General features: G+C 54.6%; 22 protein-coding genes and 1 tRNA gene. 4 read left to right on the forward strand and 19 right to left on the reverse strand.

Annotation, left to right across the window (positions count from 1 at the left end; translation table 11 throughout):
• Positions 1-5 precede the first annotated feature (5 nt).
• From nadA to H8S59_RS10600, 8 genes are all read right to left on the reverse strand, one after another.
• Positions 6-1,064, reverse strand: a complete 1,059-nt coding sequence (gene nadA, locus H8S59_RS10565; RefSeq protein ID WP_087274332.1) for a quinolinate synthase NadA — start codon at positions 1,062-1,064, stop codon at positions 6-8.
• Positions 1,065-1,348: 284 nt separating this feature from the next.
• A complete protein-coding gene (locus H8S59_RS10570) occupies positions 1,349-2,026 on the reverse strand; it encodes an RraA family protein (RefSeq protein ID WP_187521383.1) in 678 nt (225 codons plus the stop codon).
• 188 nt (positions 2,027-2,214) lie between these two features.
• Entirely contained in the window at positions 2,215-3,252 is a 1,038-nt protein-coding gene (locus H8S59_RS10575) for an amidohydrolase family protein (RefSeq protein ID WP_187521384.1), read from the reverse strand.
• Positions 3,252-3,980: an amino acid ABC transporter ATP-binding protein gene (locus tag H8S59_RS10580; protein WP_095093525.1), complete on the reverse strand. Its 729-nt coding sequence runs from the start codon at positions 3,978-3,980 to the stop codon at positions 3,252-3,254. Before H8S59_RS10580 ends, H8S59_RS10575 begins: the two co-directional genes overlap by 1 nt.
• A complete protein-coding gene (locus tag H8S59_RS10585; RefSeq protein ID WP_187521385.1) occupies positions 3,977-4,723 on the reverse strand; it encodes an amino acid ABC transporter permease in 747 nt (248 codons plus the stop codon). The genes H8S59_RS10580 and H8S59_RS10585 overlap by 4 nt, the downstream gene beginning before the upstream one ends.
• Positions 4,724-4,725: 2 nt before the next feature.
• Complete coding sequence (locus H8S59_RS10590; protein WP_206197296.1) at positions 4,726-5,427, reverse strand: amino acid ABC transporter permease; 702 nt, start codon at positions 5,425-5,427, stop codon at positions 4,726-4,728.
• A gap of 40 nt (positions 5,428-5,467) precedes the next feature.
• Entirely contained in the window at positions 5,468-6,274 is an 807-nt protein-coding gene (locus H8S59_RS10595; RefSeq protein WP_202973086.1) for an ABC transporter substrate-binding protein, read from the reverse strand.
• 86 nt (positions 6,275-6,360) lie between these two features.
• Positions 6,361-7,566, reverse strand: a complete 1,206-nt coding sequence (locus H8S59_RS10600; protein WP_187521386.1) for an aminotransferase class I/II-fold pyridoxal phosphate-dependent enzyme — start codon at positions 7,564-7,566, stop codon at positions 6,361-6,363.
• A gap of 132 nt (positions 7,567-7,698) precedes the next feature.
• Between H8S59_RS10600 and H8S59_RS10605 the strand changes: the two genes are divergently transcribed.
• Together H8S59_RS10605 and H8S59_RS10610 are read left to right on the forward strand one after the other, a co-directional pair.
• Positions 7,699-8,598: a LysR family transcriptional regulator gene (locus H8S59_RS10605; protein ID WP_187521387.1), complete on the forward strand. Its 900-nt coding sequence runs from the start codon at positions 7,699-7,701 to the stop codon at positions 8,596-8,598.
• Between the two features lie 67 nt (positions 8,599-8,665).
• Entirely contained in the window at positions 8,666-9,256 is a 591-nt protein-coding gene (locus H8S59_RS10610; RefSeq protein ID WP_187521388.1) for a biliverdin-producing heme oxygenase, read from the forward strand.
• On the opposite strand, the gene H8S59_RS10615 is transcribed toward H8S59_RS10610, so the two are convergent.
• The 5 genes from H8S59_RS10615 to H8S59_RS10635 form a co-directional block, all read right to left on the reverse strand.
• Positions 9,253-10,020 carry a lipopolysaccharide biosynthesis protein gene (locus H8S59_RS10615; RefSeq protein WP_095093530.1) on the reverse strand — a complete coding sequence of 256 codons (768 nt, stop codon included), beginning with the start codon at positions 10,018-10,020 and terminating at the stop codon, positions 9,253-9,255. The two genes, H8S59_RS10610 and H8S59_RS10615, sit on opposite strands and share 4 nt — an antisense overlap.
• A 221-nt stretch (positions 10,021-10,241) precedes the next feature.
• Positions 10,242-11,345, reverse strand: a complete 1,104-nt coding sequence (locus H8S59_RS10620) for an ankyrin repeat domain-containing protein (protein ID WP_246475220.1) — start codon at positions 11,343-11,345, stop codon at positions 10,242-10,244.
• 62 nt (positions 11,346-11,407) lie between these two features.
• Entirely contained in the window at positions 11,408-12,517 is a 1,110-nt protein-coding gene (gene tri1, locus H8S59_RS10625) for an ADP-ribosylarginine hydrolase Tri1 (RefSeq protein WP_187521389.1), read from the reverse strand.
• A 184-nt stretch (positions 12,518-12,701) separates the two neighbouring features.
• Positions 12,702-13,703: a T6SS immunity protein Tli4 family protein gene (locus H8S59_RS10630; protein ID WP_246475222.1), complete on the reverse strand. Its 1,002-nt coding sequence runs from the start codon at positions 13,701-13,703 to the stop codon at positions 12,702-12,704.
• Between the two features lie 52 nt (positions 13,704-13,755).
• Entirely contained in the window at positions 13,756-14,235 is a 480-nt protein-coding gene (locus H8S59_RS10635) for a hypothetical protein (protein WP_246475224.1), read from the reverse strand.
• 364 nt (positions 14,236-14,599) lie between these two features.
• On the opposite strand from H8S59_RS10635, the gene H8S59_RS10640 reads away from it, so the two are divergent.
• Positions 14,600-15,031 carry a hypothetical protein gene (locus H8S59_RS10640; protein ID WP_187521390.1) on the forward strand — a complete coding sequence of 144 codons (432 nt, stop codon included), beginning with the start codon at positions 14,600-14,602 and terminating at the stop codon, positions 15,029-15,031.
• A gap of 60 nt (positions 15,032-15,091) precedes the next feature.
• Positions 15,092-15,703 carry an Imm5 family immunity protein gene (locus H8S59_RS10645; protein ID WP_187521391.1) on the forward strand — a complete coding sequence of 204 codons (612 nt, stop codon included), beginning with the start codon at positions 15,092-15,094 and terminating at the stop codon, positions 15,701-15,703.
• Between the two features lie 195 nt (positions 15,704-15,898).
• Here the strand turns inward: H8S59_RS10645 and H8S59_RS10650 are convergent.
• From H8S59_RS10650 to tolB, 6 genes are all read right to left on the reverse strand, one after another.
• Positions 15,899-15,974 (reverse strand) — tRNA-Lys (locus H8S59_RS10650).
• Positions 15,975-16,037: 63 nt separating this feature from the next.
• Positions 16,038-16,712 (reverse strand): 7-cyano-7-deazaguanine synthase QueC, encoded by a 675-nt coding sequence (gene queC / locus H8S59_RS10655; RefSeq protein ID WP_187521392.1) that lies wholly within the window; start codon positions 16,710-16,712, stop codon positions 16,038-16,040.
• A 16-nt stretch (positions 16,713-16,728) separates the two neighbouring features.
• Positions 16,729-17,376, reverse strand: a complete 648-nt coding sequence (gene queE / locus H8S59_RS10660; RefSeq protein ID WP_187521393.1) for a 7-carboxy-7-deazaguanine synthase QueE — start codon at positions 17,374-17,376, stop codon at positions 16,729-16,731.
• A 174-nt stretch (positions 17,377-17,550) separates the two neighbouring features.
• Positions 17,551-18,369 carry a tol-pal system protein YbgF gene (ybgF, locus tag H8S59_RS10665; RefSeq protein ID WP_095093544.1) on the reverse strand — a complete coding sequence of 273 codons (819 nt, stop codon included), beginning with the start codon at positions 18,367-18,369 and terminating at the stop codon, positions 17,551-17,553.
• Positions 18,370-18,375: 6 nt separating this feature from the next.
• The gene (gene pal / locus H8S59_RS10670) at positions 18,376-18,876 is read right to left on the reverse strand and encodes a peptidoglycan-associated lipoprotein Pal (RefSeq protein WP_027899119.1); all 501 of its coding nucleotides are present in this window, start codon (positions 18,874-18,876) and stop codon (positions 18,376-18,378) included.
• 57 nt (positions 18,877-18,933) lie between these two features.
• Entirely contained in the window at positions 18,934-20,184 is a 1,251-nt protein-coding gene (gene tolB, locus H8S59_RS10675) for a Tol-Pal system beta propeller repeat protein TolB (protein WP_231665751.1), read from the reverse strand.
• Positions 20,185-20,196: the final 12 nt, after the last annotated feature.

A 20,196-nucleotide genomic window follows, 5' to 3' on the forward strand; every position in this document is an offset into this window, starting at 1 on the left:
AGCCGTCAGGCATTTCCCATCTGCTTCATCCGCGCGGCTTGGGTGAAGTCCAGCATCCGCTGCAACGGCCTGACCGCATGAGGAATCACCGCCGGGTCGACGAAGATCTCGTTGGTCCCCTCTCGCAAACACTGCAAGGTACGCTCAAGGGTATTCATCGCCATCCACGGGCAATGCGCGCAACTGCGGCAGGCCGCACCATTACCGGCAGTTGGGGCTTCGATGAAAATCTTGTCCGGGCACAGCTGCTGCATCTTGTAGAAAATGCCGCGATCGGTGGCCACGATGAACATCTTATTTGGCAGCGTCTGTGCGGCCTTGATCATCTGGCTGGTCGAGCCGACCGCATCGGCCAGGTCGATCACTGACTCCGGCGACTCAGGGTGGACCAGAATCGCCGCCTCCGGATACAGCGCCTTCATGTCTTCGAGTTGCTTGGACTTGAACTCCTCGTGGACGATACAAGCGCCGTCCCAGAGCAGCATGTCCGCACCGGTTTCGCGCTGGATATAACGACCCAGATGCTTGTCAGGTGCCCAGATGATTTTCTCGCCGTTGTCCATCAGGCTTTCAACGACCTCCAGCGCACATCCGGACGTCACAACCCAGTCCGCACGGGCTTTGACCGCTGCCGAGGTATTGGCGTAAACCACCACCGTACGCTCCGGGTGCTGATCACAGAACGCCGTGAACTCATCCACCGGACACCCCAGATCCAGCGAGCAGGTCGCCTCAAGGGTCGGCATCAGCACGCGTTTTTCAGGATTGAGGATCTTGGCGGTTTCGCCCATGAAGCGCACGCCAGCGACAAGAACGGTCTTCGCCGAATGGTTATTGCTGAAACGAGCCATTTCCAGCGAGTCGGATACGCAGCCGCCGGTTTCTTCCGCCAGCGCCTGAATGACAGGATCGCAGTAATAATGCGCCACCAGCACAGCGTCCTGGGCCTTGAGTTCGGCCGCAATCGCAGCGCGGTAATGAGCCTGCTCTTCAATGCTCAGCTCTTTGGGCTGTTTGGCATCGAGATGGGCCTGGACCAACAGGCGTTCGGAAATTTGCGTCATGTTCGCTGGACCTGAAAGCGCTCTGATAGCGCACAAGGCGAGTTTACACCCGAAAAGCAGACACAAAAAAAGCTGGAGATCCTCATTTTCACGGGCCTTCCAGCTTTATAAGTATGTCGACCAGGGGTCGTGGTTCGGTCCTGAGGCCAATCGGTCACGTCCGATTGGCTCAAGCCGCAGAAGGCGCGCGGATTTTAGCCAGCCCCCTACAGATTTACCATCTGTTTCAGCGGCCTGCGGCGCCTGATCATTTCCTGGCAATTGACCACATGATTGCGTAGCGTTTATTCCGGTAATGCACAGCCTTTCTGTTTGAGGCTATTAATCACCCAACGCCTATCGCTATTACCTTCGGCGATATCCAGAAGTTGCTGAGTTTCAGCCGCATGTTTTGCGCTGGCTTTGTTCAGTACACTGTCAGCTTCATCAAAAGGAATACTTAACAGGCCGTCATCGTCGCCAATAATCATGTCGCCTGGTTCGATGACCATGCCGTTGATTGCAATCGGAACATTAATCTCGCCAGGACCATCTTTGTAAGGACCACGGTGAGTAATACCCGCGGCAAATACCGGGAAGTCACCTGCCGCAATACTGGCCGCATCACGAATAGCACCATTGATGACAATACCGCCCAAGCGCTTCTTGATGGCGTAAGCGACCATCAATTCGCCGATAATTGCATTGGTCAGGTCACCTCCGGCATCCACCACAATCACATCGCCCGGCTGAGCAATGTCCAGGGCGTAATGCACCATCAGGTTATCGCCGGGGCGGGTTTTCACCGTCAACGCGGGACCGGCAAGAACACCCGAACGGTGCATGGGCCGCAAGGTTGCGCCCCCGGCGGTCATGCGGTTCATGGAATCGCTGACATTGGCCACAGGCACCTGACGATAACCTTCAACCTGTTCAGCGCTGACCTGACGGGTACGCTTCAAGACTCTGAATCCACTGGACATAATGCAGCCTCGCAATAGCTGACGAGCAAAACCAACCGCCCTGCTCTGTCATGAGTTAAATAAACATTCAAAATCAAACAACAAAAAAACTGCATGAAGCTTTCTTCAGGGCGAACGAAACCGCACCCCGTATACCGGACATTCAAAAATTCCAACTAACAGCCTTCGCTGTTAACGTGCCGTAAACACTAATCAGCAATCGTCAAGTTATAGGTACTAGCGGCTGTCTGACTAAACAAAAAGCGCCTCTCTTCAGTCGTGAAGTTGGCCGTTATCTTTTTGAAGGCATTCCACATGACGCCATAGGAATACATTCCCTTATCAACCGGAAAGTTGCTTTCAAACATGCAACGCTCGACACCAAAAGCATCAATGCAATGCAGGATGTACGGCCGCCACAACGTCGCGAGCATGTCCGAATCAGGGGGCAATTCATAAGTGTGCAGATCAAAGCCACCGACGTTCATGCCCAACCCACCCAGCTTGATCCGTACGTTCGGGCAATTCGCCAGCTGGCAGATCAGCCGCGACCACTCAGCGAAAACTTCATCCCGACGGCCAGCATAAAGTCCCACGCCAATGGGCCCACCGACGTGATCCAGCACGATGATCTGATCAGGGAAGGACCTGGCCAGATCCAGCACCTCTTCAAGCTGGGTGTGATAACCCCAGACATCCAGGGTCAGCTCGTAGTCTTTGAGGCGGCTCACGCCCTCGCGGAAACGGGGGTCCATGAGGATGCCTGACGGTGGCGGTTTGGGATTGGAGGTCACCCGAGGATCAGCATGCCAGGCCGTTACATTACGAATCCCCTGCAACCTTGGGCCGGCCCGCTCAAGCATCTCTTCCAGTACTGGCACCACAGCCTGCCCCAGACGCAAATCCGCACCGGCCACAATAGCGCCACAAATCCGCGCCGGGCCGTAAAGCCCGCTGGCACTGAGTGCCGCGATACCGTTGGCGAATTCCACTTCGCCCACACACTGGAAAGGCTCGGGCCGATCCGTGTTGAACATCGAGCGACATTGCATATACACCGACGCCACGATCCGGTGTCCACTATCGATGTCGTCCAGATAGTCATCCAGCAGGTAATGGTTTTCCGGACGATCCCACAGATGGTGATGTGCATCGACAATCGCCAACTGCGGATCGATCGCCGGTTCATCCACCCGCGCCAGCCAGTCCTTGCGAACGGGCAGGTGCGGCGATGCAAGCGGTTTCATCAGTGGGCCCGAATATCAGAGATGAACTTGGCCGCACGCGGGTGTTTCGGTGCGGTAAAGAAGTCTTCCGGTGCAGCGCGCTCCAATACCTGGCCCGCGTCCATGAACCAGATACGGTCAGCCACTTCCCGGGCAAAGCCCATTTCATGGGTGACGCAAATCATGGTCATGCCTTCGGACGCGAGGTCTTTCATGACCTGCAGAACCTCACCGACCATTTCCGGGTCCAGCGCACTGGTCGGCTCATCGAACAACATGACTGGCGGCTCCATGGCCAAGGCCCGGGCAATTGCCACCCGTTGTTGCTGACCACCGGACAATTGCAGCGGCATGGCATCGGCCTTGTGCGCCAGACCAACCTTTGCCAGCAGATCGCGGGCGGTTTTCGCGGCGTCGGTCTTGTTACGGTTAAGCACCGTGATTGGTCCGATCATCACGTTATCCAGCACGCTCATGTGCGGGAACAGGTTGAAGTTCTGGAAGACGAAGCCCACCCGGCTGCGCAACGCATTGAGGTTCTTTTTCGACGCGTGCACATCTTCACCGGAAATCAGGATGCTGCCGTCCTGAATCTCTTCCAGACGGTTCACCGTACGAATCAACGTGGATTTACCCGACCCCGACGGCCCGCACACGACAACCACCTCACCGGCCGATACTTGCTCGGTGATATCGCTCAGTGCGCGATATTCGCCGTACCACTTGTTCACGTTCTTGAATTCGATCATTTCGGTTGCCCCACCAGAACTGGATTTTCTTCGACGCTTTCATCTTGGACGCGGGCAGAACCCAGGCGCTTGCGGTTGATGGTGTCTTCCAGCCATTTGGCGAGACGACTCAGCGTGAAGCACAACACAAAGTAGAAACCGGCCAGCAGCGCATAGACCTCGAACGGCTGGGTCAACAACTGGTTGTTGATCTGATAGGCCGCGAAGGTGACTTCCTGCGTACCGATCAGGTAAGCCAGCGAGGTGTTTTTGGTGATCATGATGAATTGGTTGAGGATGCTAGGCAGCATGTTGAACAGTGCCTGCGGCAGCACGATCTTGCGCATGCACTGACCGTAACTCATGCCAATCGCCCGGGCAGCTTCAACCTGGCCTTTAGGCACCGCGTTGATTCCCGCCCGCACCACTTCGCCCAGATACGCGCCTTCGTACACCACCAGCGCCACCAGCATGGTGACGAAGCCGGAGATGTTGATTCCGGTGATCAAAGGCACCGCGAAGTAGCACCAGAAGATCAGCAACAACAAAGGGATAGCCCGCACGACATAGGTGTACCCCATGGCCACGTTGCGAATCGGTGCAATGGATGACGTACGCGCCAGGCCCATCATGACCGCCAGCGGGAACGAAATAATCAGCGCAAGCAACGCGATGATGACAGTCAGCGCCAGACCGCCCAGCGGACCCTGTGGATACTGGCCGATCAGGAGCAGAATCCCGTAATCGTGAAGAATCTCGAGCATGGTTACCTCGCCATCCGCAGGTCGATGCGTCGCTGCCAGACGGCACCCAGAATCATGATCGTCCAAGAACCGATCAGGTAGAACAGACTCGCCACAGCAAAGGTCTGGAAGGTCATGTAGGTTTCACCTTCGATCTGCCGCGTGATGTACATCATTTCTGCGGTGCCAATGGCCATGGCCAGCGCGGTAGTCTTGAACAGCGAAAGTGCCTGATTGACCAACGACGGAGCCGATGCGCGCATGGCCTGTGGAATAAGAATCTTGCGCAGGGTCTGCACGTAATTGATGCCCAGTGCACGTGCGGCTTCGGTCTGGCCGTTGGGCAATGAACGGAAGCCACTGCGCAAGTCTTCGGACACATAAGCAGCGCTGTTCAGGGTCAGGGCGATGATGGCGAAAATCACTTCACCGCCGTGGCCGTTGATCCAGTCCTGAGCAGCCATCGGCAGCAGTTGCGGGATACCGAAGTACCACACAAACAACTGCACAAGGCTGGGCACGTTGCGGTGGTACTCAACGAAGACTGCCACCACGAAATCGCCGATCCGACCGGGGATCAACCGGATGCCCATCAACAGGCAAGCCAGCACGAACGCCAGCACCGCCGAAATGAAGAACAACTGCAGCGTTACCCCTGCACCGCCCAGAAACGCCTGCAGGTAATCCCCCTGGAGCAGGGAACCGAAGCCATTGAAAATTGACACAAGCACCTCGATCGGGCCGCGTGAAGCGGCCCGCTTTCAATCACTGGAAATCAGATAGCGCGGTGAGTTTCTTCTCACGTACCAGCTTGTATTCGGTCTGGTCGCCGTACCAGTGATCCCACAGTGCTTGCAGCTCGCCGCTGGCTTCCATGTCCACCAGTGCCTGATTGATGGCGTTGGTCAGTGCGGTTTCGCCTTTTTTGACACCTACGCAGTTAGGCTCGAAGTGCAGCGCCTGATCGAGAAAGCGCATGTTCTGGCTTCGGGTATGAAAGCGAATCGACGCAGGCTCGGTCATGGCCATGCCTTGCACCTTGCCTTGTTGCAGGGCGAGAAACGCTGATGGTGCGTCTTCAAAACCTACAACCTTGGCGTCGGTGATCTGCTGGCGCGCATACAGTTCAGGCGTGGAACTCTTGATAGCGCTGACGCGCTTGTCGGCCAGGTCAGCGAAGGTTTTGATCCCGCTGTCGCCTTTGACCAGCACCTTGATCGGCACCTGATAGTAAGCCGAGGAGAAATCGATCTGCTCGGCACGCTCTTTGGTGTAACCCAAGGCTGCCGCCACTACGTCGGCGCGACCGGAAATCAACGTTGGAATCCGCGCACTGACGGCAACGCCTTGCAGCTCGGCCTTTACGCCCAAATGCTTGGCCAGGGATTTACACAGGTCAACGTCCAGCCCGACGATCTCCCGGGTGGTCGGGTCCTGGTAGCCCAGAGGCACGCTGTCAGTCAGTGTCGCGCAACGTAGCGTGCCACGATCTTTGACGTCCTGTAAGCCGTCAGCCATTACCGTGGTCGCTGCCATCAACCCCATCAAAGTAAGCAAAACCTTTTTCATCATGGTCGGTATCTCTTCAAGAATGAGGGCAGAAATAAAAACGGATCTTTTTTAGTTTTATAGAAAGCAGTTGTTAGTCACGACCACAATTAATTCAATGCCTGACAGGCCTCTTTCATTCGCCGGCACCCTTCAGTAATGATTTCGGTGGACGTGGCGAACGACAGACGCAGATAAGGCGAAAGCCCATAAGCCGCGCCATCCAGAACCGCCACGTTGGCGCTTTCGAGCAAATAGTTGCGTACATCCAGATCCGATTGCAGCACCACGCCGTCTGGCGTGCGCTTGCCAATCAGGCCGCCGCAGTTAGGGTACGCATAAAACGCGCCTTCGATATCCAGGCACTTGAGGCCCGGCACATCATTCAAAAGCCCGATGATCAGATTGCGTCGCTCACCAAAGACTCGCGCCGCCTCTTCGACGAAACTACCACCCTCTTCCAGCGCTGCCACTGCGGCAGCCTGACTCACCGCCGACGCGCCGCCGATGCTTTGCGACATCAGCTTGTCCATGGCCTTGATCAGCGGCAGCGGACCGCCCGCATAACCAATGCGCCAGCCGGTCATGGCGTAGGCCTTGGACACGCCGTTAATAACCAGGGTGCGCTCTTTGAGCTCAGGAGCCTGTACAGCCGGAGCGGGCAACGCAGCACCGGCGTAATTGAAATACTCGTAAATTTCGTCGGTCATCAACCACACGTGGGGATGGCGCACCAGCACATCGGCGATGGCCTGCATTTCGGCTTCGCTGTAAATCGCGCCGCTGGGATTATTCGGTGAGTTGAGCACCAGCCATTTGGTCTTCGGCGTGATTGCCGCTTCAAGTTGCTCAGGCTTGAGCTTGAAGCCTTGGGAGTCCGGGCATTCGAGAATGACCGGCACGCCGCCATTGAGCTTGACGATGTCCGGGTAGCTGACCCAGTAAGGCGCAGGGATGATCACTTCGTCGCCGTCATCCACCGTGCACGTGAACGCGGTGTAGATCAGTTGTTTGGCGCCCGAACCTACGACGATTTCAGCCAGCGAATAATCCAGACCGTTGTCTTGCTTGAACTTGCGCTGCACGGCGGTCTTCAACTGCTGTGTGCCGGTGGTCGCGGTGTAGCGAGTCTGCCCTGCCAGAGCAGCCGTGCGTGCCGCCTCAATAATCGAGGTCGGAGTGACGAAGTCCGGCTCGCCGACGCAGAAATCAAGAATCTTCTTGCCAGCAGCTTCCAGCTCCATGACCCGCGCCTTCGCGGCAACACTGGCGGACGATGCAAAACGATTCAGTTTGTTCGAAAGCGGGTACGACATGGTGAATGACCTGTGGGTTTAGGCTCGGTTGCCTTGAAGACTACTGATTGCCAAAACGAACAAAAAGCGATTTTTTGTTGGCTTTATTCATCACTTAAAGGCATCTTTCGATCAACGAATCAGGACTTGAAGATGATCACCATCAAGCAGATTGAAGCGATTTTCTGGGTCGCCCGGCTGGGCAGTTTCGACTCGGCGGCCGATCACCTGAACACCACGCAGTCAGCCATTTCAAAGCGCATTCATGATCTTGAAACGCGCTACGGGCAACCGCTTTTCGACCGTTCCCGGCGCAGTGCGCAACTTACGCCCATGGGGGAAGAACTGGTGGCGCTGGCCTCAAGCCTGCTGAATCAGCGAGATGCCATGCTGCAGCGTCTGGAGAGCCCGGAGAACCTGCAACGCAAACTGCGGCTGGGCGTCACGGAACTGACCGCGCTGACCTGGTTGCCGGATCTGGTCAGCGGCATCCGCACTGCTTATCCACTGGTGGAAATCATTCCAGAAGTGGACCTGAGCCCCGTGCTTTACGAGCGTCTGGCGAGTAACTCCATCGACCTGATCATTGTTCCGGACATCTTTCAGGACAATCGCTTCTCCGCAGAGATTCTCGATTCAGTGGAAAACGCCTGGATGTGTACACCGGCTCTGGCGGGTGAGCAGACGAGCATGACGCTGGAAGAACTGGCATCGCGCACGTTGATCATTCAGGGCGCGCTGTCAGGGATGGGCATGGCGTATGGGCAGTGGTTCAAGATGAAAGGCATCGACATCGTCAAGTCCATTACCTGCAATAACCTGCTGGCGCAGATCGGCCTGGCGGTGTCCGGACTGGCAACCGCTTGCCTGCCACTACACTGTCTGGGTCACGTGCTGGATCGCAAACAGTTACAGCGGCTGGATGTCACGCCAGCGTTGCCGCAGATCACCTACAAAGCGATGCACCGCAGCACTGAAGATGACAGGTTCATGGCCGACATTCTGGGCATCACGCGCAACGCATGCGACTTCACCAAGTTCATTATTCACTGACATGCGTGCCCGAGCAGCAAGCCCCGCCATCTGGTAACTTGTCGCGGCTCCCAAAGGACTTTTATCAATGCTTGTAGATGCACCCACCACGCCAGACCTTCCGCTCAGTAAACGCCTTAAAGCAGGGAGCGCCCGCGACCACGATAGCGTCGACACGCTGGTCATGCAGTCCCGGCCATTCGCAGACAATCAGCGCTATGGTTGTTTTCTGCGCCTTCAGCATCGGTTTCATGGCGCGATCCATGAGCTGTATCACGATGCCGAGCTGAATCAGTTGCTGCCTGGCCTGAGTGAGTTGCCGCGTTTTGATGCCGTTCGTGCCGACATGAATGATATAGGCCTGCCAACACCGATCGCGCCCGCTGCGGTAAAACCGCACTCGATCCATGCCGCTCTGGGCTGGCTGTATTGCGCTGAGGGTTCAAATCTGGGGGCGGCCTTCCTCTTCAAGGAAACCCAGCAAATGGGCTTTGGCGCCCAACACGGCGCACGCCACCTTGCTGCCCACCCCGATGGTCGCGCCCTGCACTGGCGCGAGTTCGTGACGTTACTTGACGGGCTGAAACTGGATGAGGCGCAGAAAGCCGAGGCTATCCAGGGGGCAATTGACGCTTTCGATTTCTATCGAAGCGCTCTGCGAGAGTGCTTCCATAGCTAGACGTCGATAAGCCGATCAAGCTCATTCAGATCTACTTTCGGGATGACATCAGCAGGGATTCTCGATGCGTCAGAGAGGTTGAACACCTGAAAGCGTTCGCCGACGACCTTTTCGGAAACCACCGAGAACGACGGCAAAATCCTCGTATGAAAATGCTGATCCAATCCGCAAGGAGAGCGCTTGCAGCCTGCCGTCTCATAAAAACGCCGGGCTGACTGATTCAGGTCCACCCCTACCATCACCGCAGTCTTGAAACCGCAATGGTAAGCAATTTGCAGAGCAAGGTATGCGACGGTGCGCGCGTCGAAAAAACCTCGCTTGAGGTTTTTACTGAAACCGATTCGACGCTTACGGCGGCGGCTCAGCAAGCTTCCGCTTCGCACCAGCTCATCTTCCGCACCCACCAGCTCAGCCCATGAGAGCTTGGGCGCTTTGCGCAAGAGAAATGCTTTCCCTCCAGGCACTATGGAATGTCCCTCAAGGGTCTCTTCCCAAAGCGCAACCCGCTCGCTCAGCGCCATCGCCTGAGAAAATAATGCGGGTTGCTGACTGGCGAAATCTTTATCAGTGCATGCGTAAAAAAACGGTCTGACCCCGGCATCGATGAATTTGGAGATAGCACCGTTCATGGTGATCATCGGTATGTGCGCGAAGTCCTCAAGATGAAAATCCTTGGCAGACGGACCTGACGCAACAATAAAAACCGTGCCTTGACGAATATCTCGACATTCATCCCAGTCACGAACATCCGGACTAACATTCATTTCACGACATCCAACATCAAATTCTGAATCGCCCCCTAAAACCACACGTCACGCGAGGGTTCTGGAGGGACAGTACGCCCAATGTACCAAATCGCGCGCCCTAAGGTTTCAAAAGGTCTGATGATTGCCCCCCCTTCATGGCCGCTCCGACAAGGAGGATACCCTTTGGGGCCTGTCTTCATCATGACCTGATGCGAGCCTTACCAAGGCAGCACCTGAGTTTATCGTCCGTAGGAAGGCGTATTCAACAGTACTGGCTGCGGGTTGGCGATGACCCAGCATACGGCCAGTTCACAGAGGCGATCGGTGTGCCCGGCGGGATCGTTACCGTTTTTCAGTGCGGCAGCGAGCGTGCGGGCTTCGGCCAGTTCCAGACCACTTAAAGGCACGGCACTGCCTAAATGCCCCACGAGCGCATCAAGCATTTTTTTGAAGTCGGCGTCCCAGTTGGCCGAGCCATTGTCGTTGATCTCTATCGAGATACGACCACTGATGCGGATGGCCTCACCTTGCACGGTCGTTGCTGCTCCAGAGGATGGCACCAGCATTTCCCACAATTGCTGATGCCGGGCAGGCCAGTCATCGGCTGTCACGACTATCGCAGCCTGACCGTCATGGATGTTGCGCGCGGCAACTGGAGTGACATTGAAAAGACGATAGAGAGTGGCAAGGGCTGCATCGGTTGCCGCCAGGTAATCAGGGTTGAAGTCGGCCCGGTGAAATTCGAATTGACGACCGATACGCTCAACTTCGGATCGCATAGCGTCCTCGACTTGCGAACCTGCCTCCAACAGGATCTCAGCGATTTTGGCAGTAGCTCGAATGTCGCCATTGGACGTCGTGAGCAGTGCGAGGTGCAACAGGCTGTATCCCTGTCGCCGGGTCCTCACCTCCGTATTGGCGCCTCGACGAATCAGAGCAGCGATTGAGTCGGCCTTGTGACTCTCTACCGCCACCTGCAGCGGTGTATGGCCTTTAGAGTCCTGAGCCTCGATATCAGCCCCCAGGTCCAGCAGCAGATCGACACCTCCTGTCCGGCTCGAACTACGATGGTGCAAGGCCGTTTGCTGATACACATCACGGGCATCAACGTTTGCGCCCTGCTCCACTAACCACCGGACCAGATCATCCGGGCAATTATAAAAACCAAGCGCCGTGCTTTTACTGTAACCCCCAGTGGCTTCGAGCTCGCACACATCGAACACTGCGATCAACTCGGCAAGCGGAGCATCCTTCAGCAACTGATCGAAATCCTTCGGGAGTGTCTTCCTTTTACGCTTACCCATAGAGCTAGTCATCATCCTGATAAAGAGGTTTTTCATCATCGAACCACGAGTTTTTTGGTAGCAGTTACCTGGACTGGATGTCGGTCAAACAACGAGGTATATCAATCGCGGATAGACTCTTCCAAAGGATCATGCAGCGGCGCACGCTCGAACAATTGCTGAGCCAGCCCCTGAATATGCTCTGACCATGCGACGTTCCTGACCCACTCCTCCGGCATACCCGACACCCCATACAGAGCACCAGCGATTTGTCCGACGGTGGCGGCTACGCTGTCGGCATCATCAGCCAGATTGGCAGCCAACAGAATCGCATCTTTGAAGTTGTCGGTATTCCACACTGCCCACAGTGCTGCTTCCAGTGTGTCAATGACATAGCCTGATGAACGTATCTGGTCCCTGGTTTTTTCTTTGTATTCGCCCGCATTGATGATCAAGGCTCTTGGCCGCAAGGGCCGAATCATGGGAGACAGGGTTTCTTCTTTGTCTGCACCATTGAGGGCCAGGTGCAACTGTGCGCCGAGCAGATGACAACACGCGACGGCCTCCAGCGCCCTATGCGTACAGTAACTTTGGGCCGCACTGTCACGCCACGTAGCCGAGAGCGTATGTCGACGAAATATCGCAGTGGGGGCCAAGCGAATTATCGAGCCGTTACCCGCGGTGGATGGCGCATCATTTCCATGCCATAAGCCACCATTTTTCAGCCTTTCTTCGATCGCAGTTCGAGTGACATTGCCGATATCAAAACACTTACCGTTATGACTGTTTTCGCCGCTTAGATACCAGCGGCCTAGTCGGTCCGCGTAATCAATAAGGTCGAAACTGCCTTTCGCAAGATAAGTGTCTGCCAGGCAGAGAGCCATGCTGGTGTCATCGGTCCACTCTCCCGGATTAAGCCTGAAGGGACCGCCCCCCATCATGTCATGCACGTGGCTACGATCACGAGGCAAAAACTCCAGTGTTGTGCCCACAGCGTCGCCTATGGCCAGTCCAAGCAGGCAGCCTTTTGCACGATCCAGCGCCTCTGCTTCGGTCAAGGTGCACTTGCGCGAGGCAATCCATTCGGGCTTCACCACGGGCAACCTTGGGGCGTCAGACGTCAACAGGTAATCCATGCGCTGAAGCAACTGTGGAGAAGGCAGGGGAAGCAGGGAATCATAGCGCTCAGCGTATTCTTCAAGAACTTCGTCAGGGCTTCTTAAATCAATCACGGAATTTCCCTATAGCATTTCGACCCAAGGATGAGCCGAAAAGGGATATCTTTCCCCTTGGTTCCTCGGGCAGTCAAGCTGAAGCCATACGCACACGATTTTCATGCAGGGAATGGGTGTGATTTTTATTAGAGTTTCAAGGTAGTGAACGCTGTGTATGGCGCAGGCACTCCGCGATGCGAAATCAAGGTAATGCTTTCAAGCTACCTACCAGTTTGTCCCAAAACGCTAGCGCCTCTTCATCGGTTTTGAAGTCACTCCCGACCTCACGTGTGCCCAACCTCAAATCTATAAACGGACGAGTATTCGATTTTAGCTGGCCCTGGTATTCGAGTTGAAACGTGTAAAAACGCTTTCCATCGATTGACGTTGCAACAGCAACCTCCTCTGCTTCGATGTCGCCCACCCTGCGCGTTCTTTTTCTAAGCGTTTTTGTTCTGGTCAACAGGTCGCTCATACCTGAAACAACGCCGCCATTTTCTTCCTCGAAGCGCGTCATTAATGAGTCATCATGCTCAACTATTCGTTGAGTGAGCAGACTGACAAACGTGCCTGGGTGCGTTGAGATTTGTGCGCCCATGTAAATGCCTTCCAGAGATTGAGCGGTACCCAGGGTGGTATAGCCTTCTTCCAAAGCAAAAGCCCCTTGGGGTGGGGCGTCCTGAGGATTCCTGAAAAATATGGATTCACTTATTACACGTGTTTTATTTATGGCGCCCTCTATTCCTTTAGCCGAAATCGATTTCACCAGCATGCTGTACAGTGTGTTCTGTGATGTAAGAAGATAGGCATGAAAGGTATAGAGTTTGTCCAACCTGGAAAGCACCAATACGCTGCCATTACTTAAGGGGATCGTTTTCTCATACTTGCTTGATGTGCCGTATGCGATTCCCTTTTTTAACTCTTCAATTTTCTGATCGACAATAGCACTTAAGTCGGACTTTCCATTCCTGCTAACGAGTTCGACTTTTTCATTGTAGAGTTTGTAGTCGGCGGCATTTTCAGAACCCGCGGGAATATCCAGCTGAAACCTGCCAAAATAATGAGTGATCCATTGTTCATTAATGGCTTTATTTCCATCAGTAGGTAGCGCTAAAGAAAGCTGCGGATAAAAGGCAGAGAATATCATGAGACCCACTAATGCTTTTTTTAATATCAGAAAATTTTTCATGTTTGCCTTTGACATGTATTTTTTTCATAAATTTATTTTGAAACGACCTACGGGTGAGTTTCAGCCTCTAGATAACAACGATTTTATCCTTCGTAAACCCAACGGGCCAATGTCCCTTATAATAAATTTCTACGATTTCCTCCCAATGATCGCCATGACCGTAATAACACTCAGACACATACTGCCGAAAAGCAAAACAAACTCCATTTCTAGCAGCAGCACTAAAATCATGCGACCCACACAAGAACAAGTCTTTCCCCACGTTTCTTGTGGCTGCCATCACAGACTTATTGATGTCCATTCTAAGTCCAGTCAACTCTTTGGGCGGCTTAGGTAGCTTATAAAACGGATCATCTTGAGATGGAGAGGTAGGGAGCCACTCAACTTCCTCGTAGCACCCTTGAAATTCGAGCTCAGAGGGTTCAACAAATACCTTGCGCACGCTCTCGATACAGATAATACGTCCCTCTTCAGAGAGCGCAACGCCCATATTGGAAAAAAACCGACACTTTCCTATCCTTTCAAATTCCGCATCAATGTTCATCATTATAATTTCATATCAGTGATTATAGACTTCCTGAACCTCATACCGGGCTGTCCTACGCCCCCAATGCCGCATTTCAGCCAAGCAGCACGCCTCAACAACTGTAAAGACAAAACGCAGATTGTGCATCCTGTATACGCTGTAATGGACCGACCTATTGATGCTGCGCTCTCACCTGCCCGATGGTTCACGCGACGTAGACGCCATGCAAACCCATCTGCAGCAGTGACCAGGTCACAGGACAGCTTATTGAATTGGCTCAGCGGACAACCGAGCCATGAACTGGACAGATTTGGGTATGCTTGCCCGAGAGAACCATCAAGATGAGTATGTGCTGAAAAAAGCCAAATGTTGAGCCTAAACACTTATGAATTATTACCACGTAGAGCCCGAAGTCGCCGGTAGCCTGGGAGACCGAACGGTAATGGACACCGGAAGTTGGCCGCCAAAGGTCAGTCAACTGGAGTATCAATTTGAAGGCTGGCTGGGTGACGAGCTACTGGAGACGTTCCCGTGTTTTATTTGCACCTGCCCTTTAGCGGATGCCCTGTCAGTCGGCAAAGTTTCGGGCGTGTCATTTGAGTCTGTCGTCATTTCAAAATCAGAAAACTTTCTGGAGCTTTACCCCGATAAAACCTTACCTGATTTTTATTGGTTACAGGTAAATGGGGTCGCTGGAGTCGACGACTTTGGCATGACCGAAAAAAATGGATTAGTGGTTTCGGAGACTGCGATGACTATTCTGAAGAATTTCAACATCAACTATGCTGACATCGATGCTTTTCATAGCTCATGCTGAAGCCCGAGATCCTTGCGCATCGTTCAATACGGAATGCCGCCCACCCGACACAAGGCTCAAATGAAAAAAGAACACGAAGCGCTCATCACAGAACTCCTGACTGAAGTTGAAAATTCGCCCAAGGGTGAGCTAGCACGTCCGCGGCGAACTCGTCTCTGGTCGATAATCAAGGAAAACAGGAATACTCACGACCAAAAACGGTTACTGACAAAGCTGAATATCGCCTGCGTGCAACACGGTATTGAATTCTGGACAAAGAAGTTTGGCGATGCTCAACGCATCGAACACATTCTGGCCGTCGCGCTGCAAGCTGCCCTTGGCGCTTTTGATGAAGCAGACGCAATTGCCGTACGGGACGATTTTTATGTGTCTGTGGTCGAGAATGAAGAGTATGAACCCGATGAGTACCCTGCAATGTTTGTCGGGCACGCGGCTGCCAACACAATCGTAACGGCAGTCACTGACGTTCAATTCGACAATGACCACGACCTACGCGATCAAGATCTGGATCCTGAAGCGTTTGAGCCTGATTATTTAGTCGCATCGGCGTTTGCGGGAGGGTTGGGGTTGGCGAGCAGCCTGTCCGACGATGGCGACCCGGAATTGCGGCGTGCTTTTTGGAAGTGGTATCTGACTATAGCCGTGGCGCAGGTGATCTCTGACTTGCCCTAGGCTCTGTACACACAGTGGCTGCGCTCGGTGATGCTGCGCCGAAGCAAAGCCATGCTTCGCGTTAGGCAGCTGCTTGTATGAGCGCCTGGACACCTTGAAAAAGCTACACCCTCAGCAAGGCAAATCGTACAGGCAAAAAAAAACCTGAAAATCCTCACTTGCGTGGGCCTTCCAGGTTTTCAAACTGCTAAAAAATGGTGGGTCGTGTGGGATTCGAACCTACGACCAATTGGTTAAAAGCCAACTGCTCTACCAACTGAGCTAACGACCCTCTGTTGCGTGGCGCGTATATTACTGATTTATATGAGTAATTCAACACCTAATTTCAATTATTTTAAAAATATCGTGTCGGGTCGCTGATTCCGGCGGCTGCGAAGCCTTCTGCACGCAAACGACAGCTGTCACATTTGCGGCATGCACGGCCTTGATCGTCAGCCTGATAGCAGGAAACAGTCAGGCCATAATCAACGCCTAGACGCACGCCAGCCTTGACGATATCGGCCTTGCTCAGATTCTGCAGCGGCGCCTGAATGGTGAACCCCTGCCCTTCCACACCCGCCTTGGTGGCGAGGTTGGCCATGCGCTCGAACGACTCGATGAACTCAGGTCGGCAATCCGGGTAACCCGAGTAGTCCACGGCGTTGACGCCTATGAAGATGTCACGCGCGCCGAGCACTTCCGCCCAGCCCAGCGCCAATGACAGAAACACAGTGTTGCGGGCAGGGACATAAGTCACCGGAATGCCTTCGCCCGGCGTTTCAGGAACGGCGATGGAATCGTCGGTGAGTGCCGAGCCACCAATGCCATTGAGATTCAGGCCGATGACCTTGTGCTCGACCACGCCCAGATCGCGTGCAACACGCGCTGCCGCATCGAGTTCGGCGCGATGACGCTGACCGTAATCAAAACTCATGGTGTAGCAGATGTAGCCCTGCTCACGCGCCATCGCGACGACAGTGGCCGAGTCGAGGCCGCCAGACAGGAGGATTACCGCTCTTTTTTCAGTCATGGTTGATTCACTCATTTCAGCGCCCTGGCTCATCGTTCCAGAGAAATTTATGCAGCTGCATTTGCAGGCGTACAGGCAGGTTGTCGGCGACGATCCAGTCTGCGAGGTCGCGGGCGTTCAGTTGGTGATGGCTGGGCGAGAACAATACTTCGCCCGCTCGACGCTCCAGGCCGTACTGAATGAGCTTGGAGACGGCCCAGTCGTAGTCCTCACGAGAGCAAAGCACGAACTTGACCTGATCGTTGGGCGTCAACAGCTCGATGTTTTCGTAGCGGTTGCGAGTGACTTCCATGGAGCCTGGGGTTTTCAGGTCCACGACGCGGCTGACACGCGGGTCAACCTCGGAAATATCCAGCGCCCCGCTGGTCTCCAGAGAGACTTCGTAGCCAGCATCACAGAGACGCTTCAGCAAGGGGATAGCATTGGGCTGGGCAAGCGGCTCACCGCCGGTCACACAGACATAGCGGGGACGATAATCAGCCACCTGACCGAGGATGTCATCCAGCGTCTGAATGGTGCCGCCACTGAACGCATAGGCGCTGTCGCAGTATTGGCAACGAAGCGGGCAGCCTGTAAGCCGCACAAAAACAGTGGGCAAGCCGGCGGTACGAGTCTCACCCTGCAGAGAGTAAAAGACTTCGGTGATACGTAACGTTTCTTGCATATAGGCCACGGGCGTAACAGCTAAACAGGCCGTCCGCCTCCGTCAGGCACTTCAAAGCACCCTGCAATGGCAGAATCCAGAGAAGCGTATTTAAAAGTACCGAAAATTCGGGTGCCGAATTCTAACGAAAAAAGCCGCGACAAGCGCGGCTTTCTTGAATTACGGGTCAGAACCTTAAAGTCGCTGAAGATCCCGCTGTGCCAGCTGAGCGGCGGATGTACCCGGATACTGAGCTACAACCTGCTGCAAAATGCCTTTGACCTTATCGGTATTACCGAGACGACGCTCGACATCAGCAAGCTTGTACAGCGAATCAGGCACCTTGGCATGCTTCGGGTAAAGCTGGCTGACTTTGGCAAACGCCTGACCTGCACCTTGCAGATCACCTTTGGCCAGGTTCACTTCACCCAGCCAGTACTGAGCATTGCCAGCGTATGAGCTGTTTGGATATTTGCGAAGGAAAGCGCCGAAAGCCTGACTGGCCTTGTCGAAATCCTTGGCTTTGATCAGATCGAAGGCCGCTTCGTAATAAAGCTTTTCCTTCGCTGGATCAGGTGGTTCAGTGCCCGCCGACGGCGCTTGCGCAGCCGGAGCAGCAGGCGTACCGCTGGCGTTGATATCAGCGCCAGCCGGTTGAGAATTATTGGAAGCACCTGCGGCTGCGCCGCCTGCTCCTATGCGTGAATCCAGATCCTGATACCGCTCAAGCGCTTCTTGTTTCATGCGCTGGATATCGTTCTGCTGAACCTCGACCATACCGCGCAAGCGCGCGATTTCGTCCTGCATCTGTTGCAGCTGCATGAAAAGCTGACCTTGTGCCGAGGGCTGGGCCGTAACCCCTCCCCCGGCATAGGCGCCAGACGTGCCATAACCAGCTGGCGGATAACTGCTGCTGCCAGAGCCAGAATTGTTATCGACCACAGGAACCGCACCCCACGCAGCAAGTGGAAGGGTGAGGGCCAAAACGGTTAGAGCACGTCGGCACGTTCGCATGTCAAATTACTTACGCAGTTCGACGCGACGGTTTTGAGCCCAGGACTGCTCGTCGTTGCCGGTAGCAACTGGACGCTCTTCGCCGTAGGAAACCAGTTCCAGCTGAGCTGGGGAAACACCTTGCAGAACCAGGTAGCGTTGAACGGCTTTCGCACGACGCTCGCCCAGTGCCATGTTGTACTCGCGAGTACCACGTTCGTCGGTGTTGCCTTCCAGAACTACGCGAGCGCCATTGCCTTTCAGGTCTTTGGCGTGAACGTCCAGAGCGCGCATGGCTTCTGGCTTCAGGTCCGAACTGTCGTATTCGAAGTAGAAAGTGGTGATTGCGCGCAGAGCAGCTTCTTCGCTCAGGCTGCCATCAACGGCACCAGTGTTTGCGCCGTAACCAGCGTTAGGATCAACAGCAGCGCCTTCGCCAGCGTTGTCGCCGCCTTTGGAAGAGCAACCTACAGCTACAGCCATGGCCAGAGCCAGCGCAGCAAATTTACCAAACTTCAGCATTTCCATCGTGAAACTCCTAATGAACCCCAGTGTGTTAAGCAAATCTTTTTGTGTAGCGCCGCGTCAGTTCAGGTAAGGGGACCAGGAAGGTTCTCTGACTTCGCCTTGAGCGGTAGGAAGCGGGAGCCTTACGCGTCCATTAATGGACACGAGCATCAAGACTCCCCGGCCCTGCTGGCGGGTGGCGTAGATTACCATGGTGCCGTTGGGCGCAACAGTAGGCGACTCATCAAGGTTGCTATCTGTGAGGATTTTTACGCTTCCGCGGGCCAAATCCTGCACTGCTACCTTGAAATTAGTGAAGCCGTCCTGCCGGTGAATCATTACCAGCGTCTTCTCATCAGCTGACAATTTCGGGTTGGCGTTGTAGTTGCCGACGAAAGTGACTCGTTCAGCACCGCCACCATTAATATTTGTCTTGTAGATCTGCGGCTTGCCGCCACGGTCCGACGTGAAGTACAGCGTCGAGCCGTCTTTGCCGAAGAACGGTTCTGTGTCGATGGACGAATCGTTAGTCACGCGGCTCAGCTGACGCGAGGCCAGATTCATCACGTAAATTTCCGGGTTACCGTCCTTCGACAATACGAATGCCAGTTTCGTGCCATCAGGCGACCATGCAGGCGCGCCATTAAGGCCTTCGAAGTTGGTGATCTGCTCACGGCGACCGGTATCGATGTGTTGAACGAAGATGCGCGGACGCTTCTGTTCGAACGATACATAGGCGATGCGCTTGCCATCCGGAGCAAAGCGCGGCGACAGGATCGGCTCACGGGATTGCAGCAGGGTCACTGCGCGGGCACCGTCGTAATCCGAACGCTGCAAAGTGAAGCGCGTATTGTTTTCGGAGAAGCGTTCGGCAGTCACGTACAGCATGCGGGTAGAAAAAGCCCCCTTGATGCCGGTCAGTTTCTCGAACGACTGGTCCGCAATGTAGTGCGACATGTCGCGCAACTGGTCAGTCGTGCCGGACACATTACCGGTCAGCACCTGCTGCTCGGTTGCCACGTTGAACAGCGCATATTGCACCTGCAGACGACCGCCTGCTGGCACGATATTGCCAACCATCACGTACTGCGCACCTAGTGCTTTCCAGTCACGGAAAATGACTTCGCTGGCCTGGCTTGGCTGGCTGATCATGTTCTGACGCGGAATTGGCGCGTAGTAACCCGAATTGCGCAGGTCGTTGCCGATGATTTCCGACATGTCCTCTGGCAGTACGTTGCCGCCCTGCCAGCCAAAAGGCACAACCGCGATAGGCGTGGCACGGTCACTGCCGCTGGTGACCAGAATGTTCTTCTCTTCTGCGCCAACCATACCGGCCGCACA

The organism is Pseudomonas folii (genome assembly GCF_014357575.1).
In the GTDB taxonomy this organism is placed as follows: domain Bacteria; phylum Pseudomonadota; class Gammaproteobacteria; order Pseudomonadales; family Pseudomonadaceae; genus Aquipseudomonas; species Aquipseudomonas folii.